Genomic DNA, 22,375 nt, shown 5'->3' on the forward strand with positions numbered 1-22,375 from the left:
AGTTTTTAGCTTGTGCGCTGGGCATTCAGCTCTCAGCTATCAGCAGTCAGCTAATGCGCTACAGATGGTGCTACTTGAGGTGCTATCAGCTATCAGCTAGCGGCTAATCGGCTACGGGCATTAGCTGAATGCTTACTAATCACTTACCAAATAGTCCCTGGATTTTTGGGTTACGGTAATGGATAATAGGAAATTGTCAAGTACCCATTACCCCAGAAAAGATAGGATAAGTAGTCCACCAGATTTGATATTATTATCATCATTAATTAACTATTCCTTAACTATAAATTAATTAACTATAGCAATCCCTGTAGGAATTGTGATAATTTTTGATGCCATATTCCCGACTCCCGCTCCGACCTCCCGACTCCCGACTCCCGACTCCCGACTCCCGACTCCCGACTCCCGACTCCCGACTCCCGACTCCCGACTCCCGACTCCCTTTGCTATATTAACTAACTATGTTGGCTTTGCTCCCTCTGATTACCTTCACTGTTTTCTTTCTCTTCATCTATCGTTACAATTCTTGCTGGCGTAGTTCCCTATTATGGGCAGCTATTACCTGGGGAGTCTTATTAACCTTTATCACTGAAGTTTTAAGTTTATTTAAGTTAATTACTTGGGGTTGGATCGCGGGAATCTGGGGTTTACTGAGTCTGACGTTGATTTTTGCCTACTTTCGGACTTTTAAACCAGGACGAGTCACCCTCACCCAGGATTCACAACATGGGATTGGGCAAAATGGGATTGGGCAAAGCTCACCCTCCACAAACGGGCAAAACCCAAGGGATAGGAATGACCAAATATCTGGTTTTTTACTGGTCTTACTTGGAGGTATAGGATTTCTGGTCGCTATCATAGGCTTAACTGCTATCGTTGCGCCTCCCAACACCTGGGATTCCATGACTTACCACATGAGTCGTGTGCTTCATTGGATGCAGCATCACAGTGTTGCCCATTATCCTACCCATATTCCCAGACAGCTTTACCAAAACCCTTGGGCTGAATTTACGATCATGCATTTTCAACTCCTGAGTGGGGGCGATCGCTTTGCTAATCTTGTCCAGTGGTTCAGTATGATTGGTAGCGTGATTGGGGTATCTCTGATTGCTAAACAACTGGGAGCGACTATACGAGGACAGGTTTTTGCTGCTGTCGTCGCTGCTACTATTCCTATGGGAATCCTACAAGGGTCAAGTACCCAGAATGATTATGTGGTTTCGTTCTGGGTGATTTGTTTGGCTTACTTTATTATTTTGACTCTCAAATCCAGAGTTAGCTGGATTAATATATTAGGGGTTGGTGCTACCATGGGGATGGCTATTGTTACGAAAGCAACAGCCTATATTTATACATTACCCTTGTTTATCTGGTTTTCACTGATGATGATTAAGCGCCTACGTTGGCGATGGTGGAAGCCAATTTTAATGGTAGGGGTTATTGTTATTTTAATTAATCTTGGTCACTATATCCGTAACTTGGACTTGTATGGCACTCCAATTGCCACGGCTTCAGAAGAACTACGATATACTAATGAAATTTTTACAGCGTCAGTCTTAGTCTCCAATATTTTGAGAAATATTGGTCTTCACCTGGGAACACCGATTGGGATTATTAATGCTATATCCAATAAGATAATTAATTTATTCCATCTCGTTTTAAGTGTAGATATTAGTGACCCCCGCACCACCTATACCGGAAAGTTTGGGATTCCTGGTAGCTTATCAACTGTGGGAATGAATGCTACAGAAAACAACACTAGCAATACCATTCATCTAGTTTTAATCGTTTTCTCTGTCATTGCTTGTTTCATCCAACGACAGGGTCGAAAGCAACGCTATCTAATTAGTTATATTGCTGTAATTATTAGCATATTTATGCTATTTTGTTTCCTGTTGAAATGGCAATGGTGGAATAGTCGGCTTCATTTACCAATTTTCTTACTTTTTTCTGCAGTAGTCGGAATAGTATTGTCCCAAATTAAGCTACGTCACGTTGCCAATGTGATAGCAGTGGTTCTGATCATCACATCATTACCATGGGCATTATCTGGCAGAGAACGACCTCTTGTGGGCGCTAACAGTATTTTAAATACTAGCCGTACTGAGCAATATTTTAACAGTAAGTCTCGAATCCAATCAGCTTACCTCGGTGCTAGTGATATTTTGAAAAGTAATAAATGTACAGATATTGGACTGTATTTAGGTGACAATGACTGGGAATACCCATTGTGGATACTGTTACAAGAACAGACTGATTCACCAGTGAGGATTAAACATATAAACGTTAAGAATACATCAGCCAGTAAGTCTGAACTTTCCAACAATAGCAAATTTATTCCTTGTGCAATTTTTTCAACTAAACCTGAATCTGATAAAACTAACCAAGGCGAGCAGATAACTTACCAAAACAGAAGTTATACCCAAGCCTGGTCAAAAGACAAGGTCAAAATTTTCCTTAGTCAAAAAAAATCCTGATTTTATCCGTAATTCTAAATTAGACTAATTATAAATTAGATCGTAAGCATTCAGCGGTCAGCGGTCAGCGGTCAGCGGTCAGCCTTAGATGTTGATAGTAGTATGGCTGAGCTATGCTGGAGGCAAGTGTTTAATGACCCTCACGATTAGCTGGATGAATTGGATATTTTCAGAACCCTTAAGGGTAGAAAAAGTCACCGTTGCGATCGCGGATTTACCTACGTCATTGCGAGGCACAAAAGTTGTACAACTATCCGATTTACATTATGATCGACAGCAGTTACCAGAAAATATCTTAGCTGACGCTATTGAAGCCGCTAATCAAGCTGAACCTGATCTAGTCGTGTTAACTGGCGACTACGTAACCAATAGCCCAACTCCTATTTATCTACTAGCGCGGCGATTGAAGTACCTGGAAAGTCGCCATGGAATCTATGCTATACTGGGTAACCATGATTTAGCCTGGCGTCGTTCAAAAGCAACAATTACTCAGGCTCTAACTAAGATTGGTGTGAAGGTGTTGTGGAATGCGATCGCTTATCCGTTTGGAGCACAATTACCTCTAGTAGGACTTGCTGATTTTTGGTCTGGTGATTTCAATCCTGGTCCAGTGCTCAATCAAATTGACCCCAAAACACCCCGGATTGTCTTATCCCACAACCCTGATACTGCGGAGATATTACAGCGTTGGCGAGTGGATTTGCAGTTGTCTGGTCATACCCATGGTGGTCAGATTGTGATTCCAGGAATCGGACCTGCGCCAGCATTGTTGAAAACCCTTCGGAAGTATATTCCTAAATCTGTGCAGCCCTGGATACCTTATTTGAAAGTATGTTCACAAGTAACTAAGCATTGGGAATGGTCCGAGGGTCTACATCGGATCGGTAAAAACCAGTTATATACTAATCGTGGTTTAGGAACTTATTGGCCAGGTCGTATATTTTGTCCACCAGAAGTTACAGTAATTACATTGAATGAAGAATGAAGAATGAAGAATTAAGAATGTAGAATTAAGAATGTAGAATTAAGAATGTAGAATTAAGAATGTAGAATTAAGAATGTAGAATGTAGAATTAAGAATTAAGAATGTAGAATGGGGAATTAAGAATTAAGAATTAAGAATGTAGAATGGGGAATGCAGAATGGGGAATTAGGTAAGCATTCAGCTGTGAGCCTAAAGCTCACGCTGCGCGAAGAGCTTATTTTATTCAAAAGCACCTCAAGTAGCGTGCCCGTATTGCATAAGCTGATAACTGTTCGCGTAGCGTGCGCGTAGCGCATTAGCTAATAGCTGATAGCACCTCAAGTAGCGTTCGTGGCACAGGCTTTGGCCTTTGGCCACGCTGTGCGAACGACGCTGGGAGGTAGCGCATTAGCTGAATAGTTACGAAATTACCAATTCTTAATTCTTAATTCTCAATTCTCAATTCTTAATTTTCAATTCTTAATTCTCAATTCTCAATTCTCAATTCTCAATTCCCAATTCTTAATTCTCAATTCTCAATTCCCAATTCTCAATTCTCAATTCTCAATTCCCAATTCTCAATTCTCAATTCCCAATTCTTAATTCCCAATTCTCAATTCTCAATTCTCAATTCTCAATTCTACATTCTTAATTCTCAATTCTTAATTCTTAATTCAAAGATGAGATGCACCCATCTAGGATTAAGTTAGTAGGTAGCCAGTTTTTTGTTCAATGTAGTCTATTATTTTATGATAAATGTCTGGATATTTTTGTTCGCTAATAATGATGGGCATGGAACTGTCAGGTAACCAAAAGGTTAATCTCTGATTTGGGTAGTGACAAAAACTACTGATTTTGTTGAGGTCAAGGATATAATCATGACGCTCGTAACTGAATGTAATCCAAAAACCTGAAGGTGATCTTGCTGATAACTTTTGAATGTAGTTGACTACTCGTTGATAACCGTCTGGGTCACTTTGACGGTTGATAATAATGGGAATAGTACTATCGGGTAACCAGAAGGTTATTTTTCCGTTGGGACCATGGGTGAATGTACTAAGCCGGTCCAGATCAATGACATATTCTCGATGATCGTAATTAACTTTTATCCAGTAACTCACAAAACCTCCTTATTGGAATAATGGGTTGGTAATACTAGCAATTACCAATTTGAGCGATTCGAGTTAATCACTTTCCCAAAGGGAACAGGGAATAGGGAACAGGGAACAGGGAACAAAAATGATCACAATTCATTTAGGATTGCTCTTCTTATTGAGATTACTGGTTACTTGTTGTTAATTAACACTGGTTACTTGTTACTTGACTTTTAACCAAGAAGGATAGGAAGAATTTAGAATTTAGAATTTAGAATTTAGAATTTAGAATTTAGAATTTAGAATTTAGAATTTAGAATTTAGAATTTAGAATTTAGAATTGGATTCTTCATTCTTCATTCTTCATTCTTCATTCTTCATTCTTCATTCTTCATTCTTCATTCTAAATTCTACATTTTCTTAAGACTGTCCCTGAATTGAGCGAAAGTTGGAAGCCCCAACCGACACGAAGTAGATTGGGGTACTTCACTGTTACCTAGCTGCTGATCAAGCTAAGTCATATTTCAGGGCTTTATTCCTCAAAGCCGGATAATTTCCGTTGAATCATGTTTTGATCGAGGGTAATTATCCGGCATGATGTCATTAATACCCTAATCTGCGACATCGGTGACATCCGTTGCCCTATTTACCCGGATCGATACCGAAAGAACCTGCCTCACATACTTAACAGCTTACTTCGGCAACGGATTGCTGGTTTTCGCTAGTACTGCCGTTAGTGCTAGACTGTTTAACCTGTCCTTTGTCAATGGCAGCTTGCACAAATCCGAGAAACAATGGATGGGGATGACTGGGACGGGAGCTAAATTCTGGGTGGAACTGAGTGGCAATAAAGAAGGGGTGTTGTTTCAATTCAATCATTTCCACGAGGCGACCATCGGGAGAAGTACCACTAATGACATAACCTGTTTCTAAAAATAGGTTGCGATAAGCGTTATTAAATTCATAGCGGTGGCGGTGGCGCTCATAAATGACTTCTTCTTGGTAGAGGGAAGATGCTAGAGTATTAGGTGCTATACGGCATGGGTATAGCCCTAAACGCATGGTACCGCCTAAATCCACTACATCTTGTTGCTCTGGCAATAGATGAATGACGGGATTCTTGATATCAGTGAAAAACTCGGCACTATGGGCATCTTCTAAGAGGGCTATGTGCTTTGCCCATTCAACTACAGAACACTGCATCCCTAAACATAAGCCCAGCAAGGGAATCTGATTTTCCCTAGCATACCGAATTGCCTCAATTTTGCCATCTACTCCCCGAATCCCAAAGCCTCCAGGAATAAGGATACCGTTAAAACCGTTTAGGAAGGGTTCAGGGCCGTAAGCTTCCACATCCTCAGCACTAACCCAGTGTATTTTGATTTTGGTATCCTTTGCGATCGCAGCATGCTGCAAAGCTTCCACAACGGATAGATAGGCATCGGTTAGTTTGATATACTTACCAACAATGGCAATTTCAAGGTGGTGAGTGGGATGATGCAGACGCTCAACTAACCTCTGCCACTGGGTTAAATCCGGTTCCCGTTGCTCCATCTGGAATAACTCTAGGGTTTGCTGGGCTAGTCCTTCTTTTTCTAGCATTAGGGGGACTTCGTAGATACTGCTGGCGTCCTGTGCAGAAATAACTGACTCTACTGGTACATCACAGAATGCTGAAATTTTATCTTTTAATCCGGGTGGCAAAGCGCGATCGCATCGGCAAATTAAAATATCCGGTTGAATCCCAATGGCACGCAATTCCTTTACGGAGTGCTGGGTTGGCTTGGTTTTTATTTCTCCAGCCGCAGGAATCCAGGGTAATAGGGTGACGTGCATATAAAGTACGTTATTGCGCCCGACATCTTTACGGAATTGACGAATTGCTTCCAAAAACGGTAGGGATTCAATATCCCCCAATGTGCCACCAATTTCTGTAATCAATACATCAGGATTGGAATTTTGGGCAACTCGATGAATGCGCTGTTTGATTTCATTGGTAATGTGGGGAATCACCTGCACTGTCCCCCCCTGGTAGTCACCGCGACGTTCTTTATTGATTACGGCTTGATAAATCGAGCCAGTGGTGACACTGTTGAGGCGAGAGACGGAGGTATCGGTGAAGCGTTCATAGTGACCTAAATCTAAATCTGTTTCAGCACCGTCTGATGTTACGAACACTTCTCCATGTTGGTAGGGACTCATGGTGCCCGGATCTACGTTAATATAGGGGTCTAGTTTAAGAATGGAAACGGAATAGTTCCGGGATTTGAGTAAACGTCCCAAGCTAGCAGCAACAATCCCCTTGCCAATACTGGATACAACCCCTCCAGTGATGAAGACAAACTTAGTCATAATATTTTAGTATAATAGCGCGATAGAGATTTATCTGGTTCATTGTGACATACTACACCAGAGTTGTTTGCTACTGCTGAGCTATCAGTTATCAGCTATCAGCTATCAGTTATTAGCTATCAGTTATCAGCTATTAGCTATCAGTTATCAGCTATCAGCTATCAGTTATCAGCTATTAGCTATCAGCTATCAGCTATCAGTTATCAGCTATTAGCTATCAGCGCTACCTCACAGGCTAGAAGCCTGTGCCACGCACGCTACGGGAACAGCCAAAGGCCAACGGCTGACCGCTGACCGCTGACCGCTGACCGCTGACCGCTGACCGCTGACCGCTGACCGCTGACCGCTGACCGCTGACCGCTGACCGCTGACCGCTGACCGCTGACGGCTGATCGATGCAAAATCCCTAGGATTCCTCATCCATTGGATTACCGAGGTCTAGATTACCGACATCAAAAACAATTATAAATTCGGCATCAGGCATTAATCGTTTCAGGGCCCATAAATGTCCCTCTGCATCCGACCGGTTTCGGAAGCGAGCAACGACTATCCGCTGCATCTTGGGTAACAGCCGAATGACCACCCACGGATGAAGGCGTTCAGAATAACTCATAATCAAACTATCTCCTTGTGTAAGGGAGCCAGAGCTAGCCCGTGGATATTGCACTCTCGTTGGGCTAGCTCTTGACTCCGGGCGTCTCAGCGCCCACTTTTATAGTATAGCATAAAAAAACTTATATTATAACATATTTTGAAAAGTTTTGTGACAAACTGGTAGGGAATAGGGAGTAGGGAGTAGGGAGTAGGGAGTAGGGAGTAGGGAGTAGGGAACAGGGAACAGGGAATAGGGAATAGGGAAAAAATCCTGTTTACCTTGATAGCTTATAGTTATGAAAAACGCTGTATAGCATTTATAAATAGTAAATAGGTGCTTAACAATCTGGCTGATTTCTCATAACATCAAAAAGTCTTTGGAGCTTATTGATACAGTCGCTAATGGGGTAGCATCCTTTGACCTCGCTGCATCGCTATAAGACCCGTAAAAACACCCTTTGGCCGACTGCATGGCTCTTTCCTAATATTCCCTATTCCCTATTCCCTATTCCCTGTTCCCTGTTCCCTGTTCCCTGTTCCCGATTCCCGATTCCCGATTCCCGATTCCCTGCTCCCTAAAACATTGAAAAACTACTTTACTTATTGCTATGGGTCTATTATTCTGTTTATTAGCTACTTTCTCCACTATAATCCTTGGATACGCTAATCCTGTCAGTGGACAAAGTGAATTTACAGCAATTTTCGCCCCCCTAGCCCCCCAACTTTGGGGGGAAATTGAGTTAAAGTCCCCCATAATTGGGGGATTTAGGGGGCTTGCAGCTAAAGGTAGTGAAGTCGATTCATCTGAAAACAGCTGTAATACTCCTAAGGTAAACGAATCTAGATCTAGAACAATGTCTTATCCTAGTCAAGAGTCAGAATTCAGTAGTCAAGAAAATTTTCAAGTCAGTCAATCGTCTCCACAACTAAAACTTTATGGTGGTCTTCGGAGCCGAGCTTCGATTGTGCAGTGGTATCTTGAGGAATTGGGAGTGCCCTATGATTGACATCTCCCCCACTTAAAAGAGGGGGATTCTATGAGGTTGTTACGTGGCAGCGTTGTTACCTGCCACTTCACTTCTCATTCGATATGATCTTTTCAGGGATTTGAAAATGTCATAGCGATGTGGGAGTGTCAACGCTCCCCTACCCAGCTTGGTCAGGTTTATTCCTAACTGTCTGGCTACTTTCCTGGCGATATTACCTGCACCGTTACAGTCTGCATTAACCAGGTAACCTCTTGAGGTTCTGTACATTCCACGTCTTATCCTTCTACCTGACGGTGTCCATCCTGTGGGTTTTTCACCATGTTTTGGGAGGCTGTCGTCATCCAGATAAGATGCTTTGCTAGTGTAAGACTCTTCAGTAATTGTTAATTTGATACCATATTCAGAGCAAAGTTGTTCAAGTCTATTAATTAATCTTTTTGTTGGGATAACTACAAAGTTCTGATTACCCCGCTTCCCCATATTAGAGCCATTCTTCTGTTTCTCATTCCAGCCAATTATTAGGTTCCCAATGCGTTCGCGTAGCGTCGGCTTTGCCGAATCGCGCAAGATACGGTTAATGATAAATCTTGCCGCCTTGTTTATCGTATCTCGCATCTGGTTATTCCGTTTTCGTTGGACACGTTCGCGTAGCGTCGCCTTCGGCGAATCTAAATTCTCGTCCCAATAAAATTCAGGCTTCCCAGTCTTATACTTTGCGACCAATCGGGCGTACCCCTGATTCATTGATTTAAGCTTTTTGCCGTCAATTATCAAACTCTTTCCCTGAGTCGAAACTCCGGTCAACCAGTTAGTTCCACCATGATCGAAGCTCCAAGCCTGGGAATAATCCAAATTGGAGTTATGCTCAACTGGTTGTTTCTCGTCATCAATCACCCAGTCAATCCACAATTCCCCTAAGTACGGGCGAACAGTTACCTCTTTCACCCAGTCTGGATCTATAAAATCTGGTGGTTCTAAAGCTATCTCTGTAAGTAACTCCGATTTTGATTCTTTGCTGATTGGAGGATAAAATGCTCCATTCTTATATTTGAGCGGTTGACGGGGAAAAGTAACAGCCGCTAATCCACCTTTCTTTCTATATCTAAGAAGCCTTGGTTTATCTACCTGTTTTTTGTAATATAGACCGACTAATTGGTTATAACTTGTGATTGACTCGGCTACAGATTTAAGGGTTTGCTGCGCGGACTGAGCAGCCATTGCTTTGTAATGTGGATTTGATTTTAATTCCTTGCACAACTCAGCATACTTTATGGCACACTTGTAAGTTTTCCAGCCATATCTTAAGTCATCACCGCGCCAGTAAGTTGTGAAAGCTTCTGGTTGCTGTTCTAGCCAACTATAATGCTTTTGTTTGGAATAGTATGCAGCACAATTCCATAGGTTATTGGCTTGCTGACACTGAAATACCCAGAAAGCATTTTCTTCATCTGAAAATGTCGCTTTTATTGTAATTGTTCTGTACACAATACTATTACCTCCTTATGGACATTATAGCACAACCAAAATCCAAAAGTTACGGGCTGTTTGGATACGACGAGTTAAAACTCGTCGCGTCGCGTTTCCACCCCTACGCGCGAAAGAAGGGGCTATCACGCTCCCGGATGTTTTTGGTATATCTTGCTGGATATGAAAGCTGGAGAGCATAAACAGCCGGAATACCTGTCGATTAATCCGATGGGGAAGGTGCCAGCAATTGTGGATGGTGACTTTAAACTTTGGGAGTCGGGAGCAATTTTGGTTTACTTAGCTAATAAGTATGGAGAAAAGCCTAGTTCTCTAGAAGAACAGTCGGAGATTGTGCAGTGGGTGTTGTTTGCTAATGCTACCTTAGGACTAGGATTGTTTGTGGAAGATAGACGGGAGAAAGAAACGCCCAGTTTGTTGAAGCCAATAAATGAAATATTAACCGATAAAACGTTTTTATTAGGGGATAATTTAAGTGTGGCGGATATTGCAGTAGGCTCTTATTTGGCTTATGCCAAAATACTGGTAAATTTGGAGTTTAAAGACTATCCAGCTGTTGCTGATTATCTGATGCGTTTGTCTGAACGCCCAGCTTTTAAAGAAACTCTTGGTAATCGGTAATCGGTAATCGGGAGTCGGGAGCGGTGGGGTGCATCTCCTAAAAGCTGTTTGACACGGTGGTGCGTTACGGGCAGCAACATAACCCTGACTACGAGGCGAAAAATGAAGGCCCCCCTAACGCACCCTACTGGCGTGGCACACCTAAAAATGTTTGTTGGGTTGAGCGGTAGGGAAACCCAACAAAGCTTTACTGGTGTTGGGTTTCATTCTTCAACCCAACCTACGCTTATTGCACCATTTTAGATGTGTCGGTCCACTACGGAAAATTTTCAAAACTGAGATGCACCCGGAGCGGTGCGACCCGTGGCGAATTTAATTACGGGTCAAGCGCACCGAGAGAGTCGGGGTGAGCCGCGTCTCCCCACTTCTCCTTTTATCTTCTCTCTTCTGCCGACACTCCTCACACTCATCAAATGTTAAAAAGTGTAAAAAAAAAGAATTTGATTGACAAAAATTTTGCTAGATGATATAATTATTCTTTGAGATTAAGCAACGACTCGTTCGAGTTCAGGGTGTAGAGTAACTCAAGACGAAGTCGGTTTTTTAGTGTTTATTCAACGATGAACGCTTTGTCTTTCCTGCTCAAAAAAACGAAGGCAGCATCTATAACTTCAAAGTAATTAAGCTATAGCGATTATCATATTCATCTATTAATAATTTACACGGGTTTTTTGCTTGCTCCCTGCAGGTGGATCTCATGAAAGCTCTTTGATCCGGTGGGGGGAATGGGCATCTTGCCCGTTACGGGGCTGGTGTTGTTGCCGAAATATAACTTCACACCCCGAAATTCTTGTGTTTTCGCGATCGCTTATCAAACCATTATGTATCGTGGTTTCTAACCTAATCAGGTACACAGAATTTTTTTCCTGTTCCCTCTTCCCCTCCTGGGAGGGGTTAGGGGTGGCTTTATCTTCCCTTTATTTATAAATGCTATATCATGGTTAATCAGCCAGAACGTAATTTAGAAAATAAGGCGGCTAAACAACAAATTTTCTAGATTGACTTACGTATGAAAAACGCTAATTCGGGACTTGACTTTGCCGTGGTTCGCTGCCGGAATGCTTGGGAGCATTTAGACTGTGCAAAAAATTCTCTATCTAAGGAAAAAGCTTTAGAAATTTTATCGGCTAGAGATGCTCTTCAAAAGGTATTGAAAACTCAGGAGCCAGTTGCTGTGGATATCCTATCCCAAGTGATGGAGCTCGATTTACGGTTGAAACAAAACGCTGGTAGGATCCTGAAAGTCCTCAACTTGCCTGAATGTCGGGAAAGTTTGCCTGCACCCCCTCAAGATTGGTGGTGGCATTTAGATAGCAAAGAGGTTAACTGGTTAATCAGAGGGCTAACAGTAATCACGTGGACTGGTAGTCTGGGACTGCTGGCTAATATTGCTAGTCGGTTTCTAACTGGAGGAGTAGGGGTTCTGGGAGCAGCAGCAGTGGTTTTTCCTAGTTTCTTGACCTTGCTTCAAGCTAGGAGCGAACTGACGGAGGCAGGACGAGAAGGACTGGAAAAACTAATCACTAAACTAGGAATTCCCCAATACTATCGAGAAGAGGCAAAATTCAGCCCTCTTTTAGGTTTGTCTGGGCTGTTACTGGGCTTTTGGTTTGCCTTGCCCTTAATTTCTCAAGCCTACAATGATCGAGGAGAGAAAAACTATGAGCAGGGACAGTTGGGGGCAGCGGAAGAGAATTACTTGAGAGCCATTGCCTTGAATCCCGATAATATCTATGCTCACCACAACTTGGGCAATCTCTATGAGGACTTGCAGCAGTTTGATAAAGCTCGCACCGAGTATCTGATCGCAGTGAAAGGGGATGTGCCAGAAGCCTATAATAATTTGGCTCGCTTGTTGATTCAAAAGAAACAATATCCCGAAGCAGTAGCCCTACTCAATCAAGGTCTTTTACAAGCAAGCAAGCAGGATAGCTTTCCTGAGGTTAATTACAACCTCTTTAAAAATCTGGGATGGGCGAGGTTTCAGCAAGTTCGAGATACAGAGGCACAGCAGGCACTACAAGCTGCCATCGGCATTGCGAGTAACCCAGAAGTCGCTCAATATCTCCGGAATCGGAGCTCAGCTCATTGTTTATTAGCTCAGGTGCTACAACGGCAGAAAAAGCCTGGAGCTATCCAACAATGGCAGCAATGCTGTTGGTTGGGTTCTACACTCAATCCCGATGAGGATACTTGGTTGCATCTAGCTCACAAAAAGTTACAGGAGGCAGAAAAATCATGCGAGCAACCTTGACGTTTAAAATTCTCACAGGAGTAATGATCAGCCTGATGTTGCCTGGGTTTGTCTCTCCTGCTTCGGCAAATCCTGCTTGGGCAAATACAATAGCGTTAAATTTTATCTCCGAGATTAAAGGCGATGTCAGGCTCAAGCGGAGTCAATGGAAAGACTATCGAAAAGCTAATGTTGGAGCTTTACTCAATCCTTCTGACCAGTTAGAACTTAGTCCCGGGGCATCGGCTAGGGTGATGTGCAACAACTCAAAAGTCTGGGTTGTTCCTGCAGGACAAGTGTCCCTGGTGTCTGAGGGTTGTGGTTCACGAAAGCCAAGGGGAAGGGGATTTAACCGCCCAAGTCGTACTCGCAGCGCTGATCAGATCATTCCCTACATCATCAGCCCTCGGAATACGGCTCTACTAAATGATCGTCCAGTACTACGTTGGAATGCTGTTCCTGGGGCTACTCGCTATAGGGTTCGAGTAGAAGATGCTGGTTTAACATTAGACTGGCAAAGGGAAACGAGCAACACCCAAATTGACTATTCCGGTCCTCCCCTACAACCAGACTCCTATTATCTTTTGATCGTAGAAACCGAGAAGGGAGACTCCTCTGAAGAAGAACAGGGAACTGACCTGGGTTTTACTGTGTTGGATGCCCAAAAAGCTGAGTCAGTCAGAACAGCAGTTGCCCAATTAAAACAACAGCAATTAACCCAAGGGGCGGAAGGGCTAGCCTTAGCCTATTTGTACCAACGTTATGACTTGAAGGCGGAAGCCATAGATTTACTAGAAGGGTTGGTGAAACAGGAAACTCAGACAGTAGCAGTATATCAACTTTTGGGAGATTTATACCTGGACGTGGGATTGAACCAGCAGGCCAAACGTCGTTATTTACAAGCTTTGGAACTAGCCAAACCCACGGGAAATTTAGAAGGGCAAGCTCAGGCGCAAGTTGGACTAGGACAAGTAGAGTACAGTTTAGGCAAACCAAATCAGGCAATAGAGTGGCTAACCCAAGCACAAAGGAATTATCAAAGCTTAGGTGATCGGTCGAAAGTTAAGGAGGTACAGGAATTGAGGGAGGAGTTGAATTAATAAGGTACAGCGGTTTGCAATTGGGTGAGGTAGAAATTTTTGGGTTTTAGGGAACAGGGAGCAGGGAGCAGGGAGCAGGGAAGAGGGAAGTCGGAAGTGGGAAAACAATCCTGTGTACCTGATAGTTATGCAAACCGCCGTAAGCTATTAGCTGATAGCTGATATAATCCTGGTTTTATTAAATTTAGTTAAAGTCTTTTTAAAGAGTTTTTTAATTAGTAAATTTTAACTAAATTTCCTGTAATAATCATAAAAAAACGGTAGCTCATTAATTAACATGAAACCTCGGATTTTCGGACTTGTGCAAACAAGTACCTTTGTTTTTTGTTGTTTAATGGGTGCAACTACTGCATTAGGCCAAATCACTCCAGATAATACCTTGGGGAAGGAAAAATCTGTAGTAACTCCCAATGTTTATCTTAAAGGAAACCTAGGGGATTTGATAGAAGGTGGGGCGATTAGAGAAAGCAATTTATTCCACAGCTTTTCAGATTTCAATGTCCCAGACATGGGACGGGTTTATTTTGATAATCCGGCGGGAATTCAGAACATTCTTACTCGGGTAACGGGAACTAAGGTTTCCAATATTTTGGGAACTCTCGGAGTGTTGGGTGATGCTAACTTGTTTCTGATAAATCCAAACGGTATTGTCTTCGGTCCCAATAGCAGCCTAGATCTGGGAGGGTCATTTTTTGGGACTACTGCTGATCGGGTGTTGTTTGAAGATGGCACAGAATTCAGTGCTAAAAATCCCAATGGAAAACCATTGTTGACGATTAATATCCCCTCTCGGTTGCAATTTGGATCCAATCCAGGAAGTATTACTAATCACTCTAGTCTTTTTCAGGTACCAAATGTTCAAACATTAGGGCTGATTGGTGGTGAGGTTACTATTCCTGGTGGTCGCTTAAGAGCAAGCGATGGACGAATTGAGTTGGGGAGTGTTGGTCCTAATGGTCTGGTGAACTTGATACCAACGGATACTAGTTTTGGGTTGGATTATTCAGCAGTTCAAGAGTTTCAGGATATTAGTTTGTCCGAGGGTGCTTTTGTTGATACCAGTGGGGAAGGTGGTGGGAGTATCCAGCTGCAGGGGGCTAAGGTGAGTTTACGCGATCGCTCTTTCGTGTTTGCGGATACCCTCGGAAGTCAGAACGGCGGTGGGATAGTTGTTGAGGCTTCTCAGCTCAGCCTTGAGGGTGGTTCTAGGATAACTGCGGATGTATTGGGCTCAGGACAGGGGGGAGATTTGAGTATTACCACTGGGCAGTTAATAGTCAAAGATGGAGCACAAGTTTCAGCTCGCAGTGTTGGTCTTGGGGACGGGGGAAATTTGACTGTGGATGCCGAGGAGACTGTTCAATTGATTGGTACCTCAGCCGATGGTCAGTTTCGCAGCGGCTTGTTTGCTGAAGCTGATCAAGGATCAATTGGAAATGCCGGAAATTTGAGTATTACCACTGGGCAGTTAATTGTCTCTGATGGAGCAGTTGTTTCAGCTTTCACTGTTGGTGAAGGGGACGGGGGAAATTTGACAGTGAATGCCTCTGAATCTGTTCAAGTGATTGGTACCTTAGCCAATAATAGTCGGAGGCGCAGCAGCTTGTTGGTTCAAACTCAAGGGACAGGAAAAGCAGGAAATGTCAGTATTACCACTGGGCAGTTAATTGTCTCTGATGGAGCGATAGTTTCAGCCAGCGCTCTTGGTCTTGGGGAAGGGGGAAATTTGACTGTGGATGCCTCTGAATCTGTTCAACTGATTGGTACCTCAGCCGATGGTCGGGTTCCGAGCGGCTTGTTTGCTCAAAATGAAGGGACAGAAAAAGGGAAAGATGTGAAGATTACCACTGGGCAGTTAATAGTCAAAGATGGAGCAGTTGTTTCAGCTGGCAGTTTTGGTCTTGGGGACGGGGGAAATTTGACTGTGGATGCCGAGGAGACTGTTCAAGTGATTGGTACCTCAGCCGATGGTCAATATCGCAGCGCCTTGTGGGTTCAAACTCAAACGAAAGGAAATGCCGGAGAGTTGAAGATTACCACTGGGCAGTTAATAGTCAAAGATGGAGCAGTTGTTTCAGCTAGCACAATCGGTGAGGGGGACGGGGGAGATTTGAGTATTACCACTGAGGAGTTAATTGTCAAAGATGGAGCGCAAGTTTTAGCTGGCAGTTTTGGTCTTGGGGACGGCGGAAATTTGACAGTGGATGCCTCTGAATCTGTTCAACTCATTGGTACCTCAGCCGATGGTCAGTTTCCCAGCGGCTTGTTTACTCGAACTCAAGGGACAGGAAATGCCGGAGAGTTGTTGAAAATTACCACTGGGCGGTTAATAGTCAAAGATGGAGCAGTTGTTTCAGCTCGCACCCTCGGTGAGGGGGACGGGGGAATTTTGAAGATTACCACTGGGCAGTTAATAGTCAAAGATGGAGCACTTGTTTCAGCTAGCACCCTCGGTGAGGGGGACGGGGGAAATTTGAAGATTACCACTGGGCAGTTAATAGTCAAAGATGGAGCAGTTGTTTCAGCTAGCACCCTCGGTGAGGGGGACGGGGGAGATTTGAGTATTACCACTGAGGAGTTAATTGTCAAAGATGGAGGGCAAGTTTCAGCTGGCACTTTTGGTCAAGGGGACGGCGGAAATTTGACAGTGGATGCCTCTGAATCTGTTCAACTCATTGGTACCTCAGCCGATGGTCAGTTTCCCAGCGGCTTGTTTAGTCAAACTCAAGGGAAAGGAAATGGAAATGCCGGAGAGTTGTTGAAAATTACCACTGGGCAGTTAATAGTCAAAGATGGAGCAGTTATTAGTACTGGAAGCGCTCAACCGGGGAGTTCAGCAGGCACGGTAGAGATTAATGCCAACTCCATCTTCCTGAACAACAAAGGAATCATCACAGCAGAAACAGCAGGAGGAGACGACAGCAATATTAATCTATATTCCCGTGACATCCGACTCCTCGACGAAAGCAAGATTATAACTAACGCTAGGAATACAACAACTGGGGGCAATATAACCATTGATACTGATACCTTAGTCGGTCTGGGAAATAGCGACATCACCGCCAATGCTGAACAAGGCCGAGGAGGTCGTGTTGAGATTAAAGCCCAAGGCATCTTTGGCTTGGAGTTTCGAGACCGTCTAACTCCAGGAAATGACATCACCTCCACCTCCGAACGTGGCCCATCCTTCAGCGGTGAAGTCATACTCAACACCCCACAGGTAGACCCCACCTCAGGCTTAACCGAATTGCCAGCAAGCCTTGTCGATGCAGAAGCTATCCTGGCCAATGACCTTTGTGGCTTTGAGAACAATCGGATTGCTGGCGGGAGTTCCTTTACCATTACCGGCAAAGGGGGTTTACCACCGACTCGATTAGATCCGGTGATTAATACCGACAGAACAGTGGGCTGGAGAACTCGTCCTGGCTTAGCTAGCAGCAGAAGACAACAATTACAGCAGCAAGCTAATGTCAGACGCCCTCAACCTGCCCAAGAAAAAAAAGTGATTATCGAAGCCCAAGGCTGGGTAACAGCAAAAGATGGCACCATTATTCTGACGGCTCATCCGTTTAGGGGGACTCCTGTTGAGCAGATATTGCCCAATCTTGATTGTAATTCGGGAAGAGGGAGTAGGGAGTAGGGAGTAGGGAGTAGGGAGTAGGGAAGAGTAATATAGCATTTTTCTAAGAGTAGTGAACATACTCTCTGAAAGAAAGGCAAGAGGCAAGAGGCAAGAGGCAAGAGGCAAGAGTTAATCAACTATTATTACTGTTCCTGATTCTCTATTCTCTATTCCCTATTCCCTGTTCCCTATTCCCTGTTCCCTGTTCCCTTAATTAATTACTATGAAAAAACTATCATTTCTAATTCCAATCGCATTAACATGCTTCCTACCATCAGGGAAAGCCTTATCAAATTCCCGATTCCCGATTCCCGATTCCCGATTCCCGACTCCCGATTCCCGACTCCCGATTCCCGATTCCCGACTCCCGATTCCCAATTCCCGACTCCCGATTCCCGATTCCCGACTCCCGATTCCCGATTCTCTAGAACAACAAGCCCAACACCTCTATGAAACAGGGCAATATCAAGAGGCGATACCGTTGTTGGAGCAAGTTATTAGTAACTACAGCGATAGTGGGGACATTATTGGTGAGATTAACAGCTTAGTTAATCTGGCTTTAGTTTATCAACGTTTGGGAAACTTGGAACAAGCTCAAGAAACACTATCCCAGAGTTATAGCAAATTATCACAACTCCATAATACCAAAGAACGTCAAGAATTACAAGCCCAAATTCTGTCAGTCGAAGGACAAGTATACCTATCCCTAGGTGATGTCAAAAAAGCCTTAACAAATTGGGAGAAAACTAGTGATATTTACGAAGACCTAGGAGACTTAAATCGATTAACAGAAAGTCAGATTTACCAAGTGCAAGCCTTACGGTCATTAGGGTTGTATAATCAAGCCACTAAAACCTTAACTCAAATCAAGGAAACCCTTCAAGAGCAACCGGATAGCAAACTCAAAAGTACCGCCCTCCAATACTTAGGTAATATCTTGCGCCGAGTGGGGAAATTCCAAGACTCTCAAGAAATTTTACAACAAAGTTTAGCCATAGCGGAAAACTTATCAAATCAGACTTTGATTGCTGAAAGTCTCCTCAGTTTGGGGGATACAGCTAGATTACTTGGGAAAACAGAAGACGCTTTGGATTTCTATCAACGGGTTGTGGAGGAATCTCCCTTACCGGATCTTAAGATTCAGGGACAATTAAATCAACTGAGTATATTGATAGCTAACCAAGAGTGGTCACAAGCCAGAAGGTTATTGTCAGCGATAGACTATACCTTAACGACATTATCTCCAAATCAAACCGCAATAAGTGCTAGAATTAATCTAGCCCAAACCCTTTCAAAAAGTCAAAACTCCCAACTCAAAACTCCCAACTCCCTGGCTACTTATCTCACCGATGCCCTTAAGTTGGCTAGGGAGTTGGGAGACAGAAGAGCGGAAGCTGAAGCAATTGGTAACCTAGGGACATTATACGAACAGCAATCACGTCTTGATGACGCCCAAAAATTGACTGAAAAAGCCTTACTCATTGCTCAACAAGTCAATGCTCCGGATTTAGGGTATCAATGGCAATGGCAACTGGGCAGAATCCTCAACCAAAAAGCAGATAAAAAAGGTGCGATCGCGGCCTATTCTCAATCGGTGCAAACCCTGCAATCAATTCGTAGCGACCTAGTCGCGATTAGTAGCGATATTCAGTTTGAGTTTCGAGAGAGTGTTGAACCAGTCTACCGAGAATTAGTAGGACTACTGCTGGAACCGAATGCACCTCAAGAAAACCTCAAACAAGCACGAGATGTAATTGAATCCCTGCAACTAGCGGAACTAGACAACTTTTTTCGGGATGCCTGTTTAGATGCTAAACCAGTTAATATTGATGAAATAGACCCCAACGCCGCAATCTTTGATACCATTATCTTGCCAGACCGACTGGAAGTAATTGTGACTTTGCCGGGACAACCTCTGCGCCAGATCACCACTAACTTACCTCAAACAAAAATAGAAAGACAACTGAAGTGGGTACTCAGAGATATTACTAACCCTTGGCGAGCTCAACGAACAGATATTCCTGAGCATTTGCGAGGTCTTCAGAAGAAAAACTTACAAAAAATACACGACTGGTTAATCACCCCCATTGAAGCTGAACTAGCCAAGAGTAACATCCGCACCCTAGTATTTATCCCAGACGGAGCCCTGCGCAATATTCCCATGTCGGTGCTTCATGACGGGGAAAACTATTTGGTCGAGAAATATCGTATTGCCGTAGCACCTAGTTTACAATTAATCGATTCTCAAGCCAATGTCAGAGAAAAATTTTCGGTTCTGACTGCTGGAGTCACGGAAACTCGTCCCCATCGTCCCAATTTAGCACCACTTCCTGGGGTGAAGGTGGAATTAGATAATATCAAGGCTCAAGTTCCTTCATTGATTCTACTCAATGAGTCCTTTACTGAATCCAACTTCAATACAGAAGTTAATAGCTCTGCTTACGAAGTCCTCCATCTAGCCACTCATGGTCAATTCAGTTCAGTAGCTGAAGAAACCTTTCTGCTGACCTGGGACGAGGTGATCAATCTCAATGAGTTAAATAGTATGATATCAGCCGATCAAAAGCAAAAAAATCCGATTGAATTACTCGTCCTCAGTGCTTGTCAGACAGCCAAAGGAGACTCCCGAGCCGCTTTGGGATTGGCTGGCATAGCCGTGCGTGGGGGGGCACGCAGTACCCTTGCCAGTCTCTGGTCTGTCAGCGATCGAGCCACATCAGATTTAATGACTCACTTCTATCAGAGGTTCGCGAAGGGCGAGGTTACCAAGGCTGAAGCTCTGCGACAAGCTCAACTGGAGCTGTTGCAGACGGAGGATTTTAATCACCCGTTTTACTGGTCGGCTTTTATTTTGCTGGGAAATTGGTTGTGAGGAGTAGGGGGTAGGGAGTAGGGAGTAGGGAGTAGGGAGTAGGGAGTAGGCAAAAGGCAAAAGGCAAAAGGCAAAAGGCAAAAGGCGAAAGGCAAAAGGCGAAAGGCGAAAGGCAAAAGGCGAAAGGCGAAAGGCAAAAGGCAAAAGGCAAAAGGCAAAAGTGCGATCACATCCGGTGTAGGGTGCGTTAATAACGCACCAACCCAAGAATAGTAGGGTGCGTTAATAACGCACCAACCCAAGAATAGTGCGATCGCATCCGGTGTAGGGTGCGTTAATAACGCACCAACCCAAGAATAGAGGTGCTCTGGGGTGATATAGCGCGTAGCGCTATAAAGGTAACGGGAGCTAAAATCACGAATTGTGTACCACTACCGTGTGGGTACATAACTGATAACTGATAACTAATTTAAATACATAAGGATGAAAAGATGACAAACAATAATTTTGTTGGTACTTGGAAGCTTATTTATTGGGAAAGTAAAACTCCAAAGGGAAAAATTTACCACCCATTCGGTAAAAATACCATTGGTTATATTACCTACACACAATATCAACATATGTCTGCTACCATTATGAAATAAAATCGCCCGAATATTGAGATTCCTCCTGAAGAGCTGATCAAAGCAAGACAAGTCTTATTAAAACCCTGGTTATTAATCAATGGGTGGAAGTATATTAAAGGTATCTTTAGATATCTTCAGGCATCCACTAACTACATTTCCTATAGCGGTAAATATGAAATTAAAGGAAACAAAGTCGTTCATCATGTGGAAGTTAGCCTTATTCCTGACTGGACTGGTACAGACTTGGAACGTACCTTTGAATTTTCATCAGATAGCAGGCTAGTATTGAGTACACCTGATCAAGACGGCAATCATCATTATCTAACCTGGGAGCGCATCTGAGCTAAGATTTATACTCTAATGATCTAAAAAAAAGCCATGGGAGTGCGATCGCATCCTGTGTAGATCGCCTGAAGGGGTGACAAACAGCCTTAAAAGCCTTACTGGGTGTGGGGTGTGGGGTGAAGGGTGTAGGGGAAGATCAGGAGCTGGCCACGTTGGTAGGGACGCTTGAATCAGGTTTCGGACCCAAGTAAATCGCTGGGGTCACTCCAAATTCGGTTCTATTTTCCCCATACCCCACACCCCACACCCCACACCCTGTCTACTTTTTAGCCTTGTTGTCACCCCCTCAGGTAGATCGCATCCGGTGTAGGGTGCGTTAATAACGCACCAAGCCAAGGATAAAGATGCTCTGGGAAGATATCTTTACAACAACAAGGAACAAGTCTACTTAGTAATTCTCTAGATAGTCAATGAATGGTAAATTGCCCCTAACTGCATTATACAAGCGCAGATCTGCCGTGATGAACTTAGCTCCCATTGCCTCTGCTAAGGCTAGATAGAGGGCATCATAGACAGTCCGGTCAAAAGCTGCTCCCAAACTATAGGCTCTCGGTAGAATAGTTTCTGTCTCTACTGTTGGCACAGATAGTGCTAGTAGGTGGGCAATGAGACTATTTCCCTCTTGCTCAGTAATCAAACCCACTCTTTGTCTTTTCCAGATAATATTTCCGACTTCTGCTAGCATCAGTTCTGGCGCAATCAAATCTACTCTGGATAACTCCCAATCTTTACGGACAGCCAGAGCCTGCTTGGTTAATGGCTCCACAAAAAACCACTTAGCAACAACGCTACTATCAATCACCAACAGCATTAACGGCTCCGGTCTTGATTAATGTGCTCGACTGAATCAGGCATAATACCAATTCGGGCAAAGATTGTTTCTCTAGTGCGATCAATTCCTTCGAGAACCTCTGCTGACGGTCGCTGGGAGAGTCGCACAGACCGCTCCAATAACACCAAAATCTGTTGATTGACAGAACGGCGTTCTCGGGCAGCCATGTCTTTGATCTGTTGGTAAAGCTCTTCAGGAATATCTCGTAGACTTAAATTGGTCATGGTTT

Annotated in this window: 18 protein-coding genes and 2 pseudogenes; 11 read left to right on the top strand and 9 right to left on the bottom strand. The window is 43.7% G+C overall.

All coding sequences use genetic code 11. From position 1 onward, the window contains the following. Positions 1 to 319 precede the first annotated feature (319 nt). The 3 genes from F6J90_RS11665 (at position 320) to F6J90_RS11675 (ending at position 3,462) form a co-directional block, all read left to right on the top strand. Positions 320 to 538, top strand: coding sequence for a hypothetical protein (locus tag F6J90_RS11665; RefSeq protein WP_293093192.1), 219 nt, complete (start codon positions 320 to 322; stop codon positions 536 to 538). After that, entirely contained in the window at positions 462 to 2,477 is a 2,016-nt protein-coding gene (locus F6J90_RS11670) for a hypothetical protein (RefSeq protein ID WP_293093194.1), read from the top strand. Before F6J90_RS11665 ends, F6J90_RS11670 begins: the two co-directional genes overlap by 77 nt. A 154-nt stretch (positions 2,478 to 2,631) precedes the next feature. Further along, complete coding sequence (locus tag F6J90_RS11675) at positions 2,632 to 3,462, top strand: metallophosphoesterase (protein ID WP_293094837.1); 831 nt, start codon at positions 2,632 to 2,634, stop codon at positions 3,460 to 3,462. 680 nt (positions 3,463 to 4,142) lie between these two features. Here F6J90_RS11675 and F6J90_RS11680 read toward each other — a convergent pair. The 4 genes from F6J90_RS11680 to F6J90_RS11695 form a co-directional block, all read right to left on the bottom strand. Further along, positions 4,143 to 4,562 carry a hypothetical protein gene (locus F6J90_RS11680; RefSeq protein WP_293093197.1) on the bottom strand — a complete coding sequence of 140 codons (420 nt, stop codon included), beginning with the start codon at positions 4,560 to 4,562 and terminating at the stop codon, positions 4,143 to 4,145. 657 nt (positions 4,563 to 5,219) lie between these two features. Then, positions 5,220 to 6,887 (bottom strand): CTP synthase, encoded by a 1,668-nt coding sequence (locus F6J90_RS11685; protein WP_293093199.1) that lies wholly within the window; start codon positions 6,885 to 6,887, stop codon positions 5,220 to 5,222. A 228-nt stretch (positions 6,888 to 7,115) separates the two neighbouring features. After that, positions 7,116 to 7,307, bottom strand: coding sequence for a hypothetical protein (locus F6J90_RS11690; RefSeq protein WP_293093202.1), 192 nt, complete (start codon positions 7,305 to 7,307; stop codon positions 7,116 to 7,118). Beyond that, a complete protein-coding gene (locus F6J90_RS11695; RefSeq protein ID WP_293052854.1) occupies positions 7,294 to 7,500 on the bottom strand; it encodes a hypothetical protein in 207 nt (68 codons plus the stop codon). Before F6J90_RS11695 ends, F6J90_RS11690 begins: the two co-directional genes overlap by 14 nt. Before the next feature lie 398 nt (positions 7,501 to 7,898). Here F6J90_RS11695 and F6J90_RS11700 point away from each other — a divergent pair, with 398 nt between their 5' ends. Both F6J90_RS11700 and F6J90_RS11705 read left to right on the top strand, forming a co-directional pair. Next, the gene (locus F6J90_RS11700; RefSeq protein WP_293093205.1) at positions 7,899 to 8,060 is read left to right on the top strand and encodes a hypothetical protein; all 162 of its coding nucleotides are present in this window, start codon (positions 7,899 to 7,901) and stop codon (positions 8,058 to 8,060) included. A 275-nt stretch (positions 8,061 to 8,335) separates the two neighbouring features. Then, positions 8,336 to 8,485, top strand: a pseudogene (locus tag F6J90_RS11705) (glutathione S-transferase family protein); the annotation flags it as partial. A 42-nt stretch (positions 8,486 to 8,527) separates the two neighbouring features. On the opposite strand, the gene F6J90_RS11710 reads toward F6J90_RS11705, so the two are convergent. Continuing rightward, positions 8,528 to 9,955 carry a transposase gene (locus tag F6J90_RS11710; protein WP_293093208.1) on the bottom strand — a complete coding sequence of 476 codons (1,428 nt, stop codon included), beginning with the start codon at positions 9,953 to 9,955 and terminating at the stop codon, positions 8,528 to 8,530. Between the two features lie 162 nt (positions 9,956 to 10,117). Between F6J90_RS11710 and F6J90_RS11715 the strand changes: the two genes are divergently transcribed. The 4 genes from F6J90_RS11715 (at position 10,118) to F6J90_RS11730 (ending at position 17,549) form a co-directional block, all read left to right on the top strand. After that, positions 10,118 to 10,576: a glutathione S-transferase family protein gene (locus tag F6J90_RS11715; protein WP_366513743.1), complete on the top strand. Its 459-nt coding sequence runs from the start codon at positions 10,118 to 10,120 to the stop codon at positions 10,574 to 10,576. A 1,009-nt stretch (positions 10,577 to 11,585) separates the two neighbouring features. Then, positions 11,586 to 12,830, top strand: coding sequence for a tetratricopeptide repeat protein (locus F6J90_RS11720; protein WP_293093210.1), 1,245 nt, complete (start codon positions 11,586 to 11,588; stop codon positions 12,828 to 12,830). Continuing rightward, entirely contained in the window at positions 12,815 to 13,909 is a 1,095-nt protein-coding gene (locus tag F6J90_RS11725) for a tetratricopeptide repeat protein (RefSeq protein WP_293093212.1), read from the top strand. The genes F6J90_RS11720 and F6J90_RS11725 overlap by 16 nt, the downstream gene beginning before the upstream one ends. A gap of 334 nt (positions 13,910 to 14,243) precedes the next feature. Beyond that, positions 14,244 to 17,549, top strand: a complete 3,306-nt coding sequence (locus F6J90_RS11730; RefSeq protein WP_293093214.1) for a filamentous hemagglutinin N-terminal domain-containing protein — start codon at positions 14,244 to 14,246, stop codon at positions 17,547 to 17,549. On the opposite strand, the gene F6J90_RS11735 is transcribed toward F6J90_RS11730, so the two are convergent. Then, positions 17,471 to 17,668, bottom strand: a complete 198-nt coding sequence (locus F6J90_RS11735; protein ID WP_293093216.1) for a hypothetical protein — start codon at positions 17,666 to 17,668, stop codon at positions 17,471 to 17,473. The two genes, F6J90_RS11730 and F6J90_RS11735, sit on opposite strands and share 79 nt — an antisense overlap. A gap of 86 nt (positions 17,669 to 17,754) precedes the next feature. Here F6J90_RS11735 and F6J90_RS11740 point away from each other — a divergent pair, with 86 nt between their 5' ends. Continuing rightward, the gene (locus F6J90_RS11740) at positions 17,755 to 20,403 is read left to right on the top strand and encodes a CHAT domain-containing protein (RefSeq protein WP_293093219.1); all 2,649 of its coding nucleotides are present in this window, start codon (positions 17,755 to 17,757) and stop codon (positions 20,401 to 20,403) included. Here F6J90_RS11740 and F6J90_RS11745 read toward each other — a convergent pair. Further along, the gene (locus F6J90_RS11745; RefSeq protein WP_293093222.1) at positions 20,364 to 20,645 is read right to left on the bottom strand and encodes a hypothetical protein; all 282 of its coding nucleotides are present in this window, start codon (positions 20,643 to 20,645) and stop codon (positions 20,364 to 20,366) included. The two genes, F6J90_RS11740 and F6J90_RS11745, sit on opposite strands and share 40 nt — an antisense overlap. A gap of 189 nt (positions 20,646 to 20,834) precedes the next feature. Between F6J90_RS11745 and F6J90_RS43550 the strand changes: the two are divergent. Then, positions 20,835 to 21,311 (top strand): annotated as a pseudogene (locus F6J90_RS43550) (lipocalin-like domain-containing protein). 391 nt (positions 21,312 to 21,702) lie between these two features. Here the strand turns inward: F6J90_RS43550 and F6J90_RS11750 are convergent. Beyond that, a complete protein-coding gene (locus F6J90_RS11750; RefSeq protein WP_293093225.1) occupies positions 21,703 to 22,125 on the bottom strand; it encodes a type II toxin-antitoxin system VapC family toxin in 423 nt (140 codons plus the stop codon). Next, positions 22,125 to 22,370: a hypothetical protein gene (locus tag F6J90_RS11755; protein WP_293093228.1), complete on the bottom strand. Its 246-nt coding sequence runs from the start codon at positions 22,368 to 22,370 to the stop codon at positions 22,125 to 22,127. The genes F6J90_RS11750 and F6J90_RS11755 overlap by 1 nt, the downstream gene beginning before the upstream one ends. Between the last annotated feature and the right edge of the window lie 5 nt (positions 22,371 to 22,375).

Origin of the sequence: Moorena sp. SIOASIH, from assembly GCF_010671925.1 — a bacterium.
Lineage (GTDB): Bacteria > Cyanobacteriota > Cyanobacteriia > Cyanobacteriales > Coleofasciculaceae > Moorena.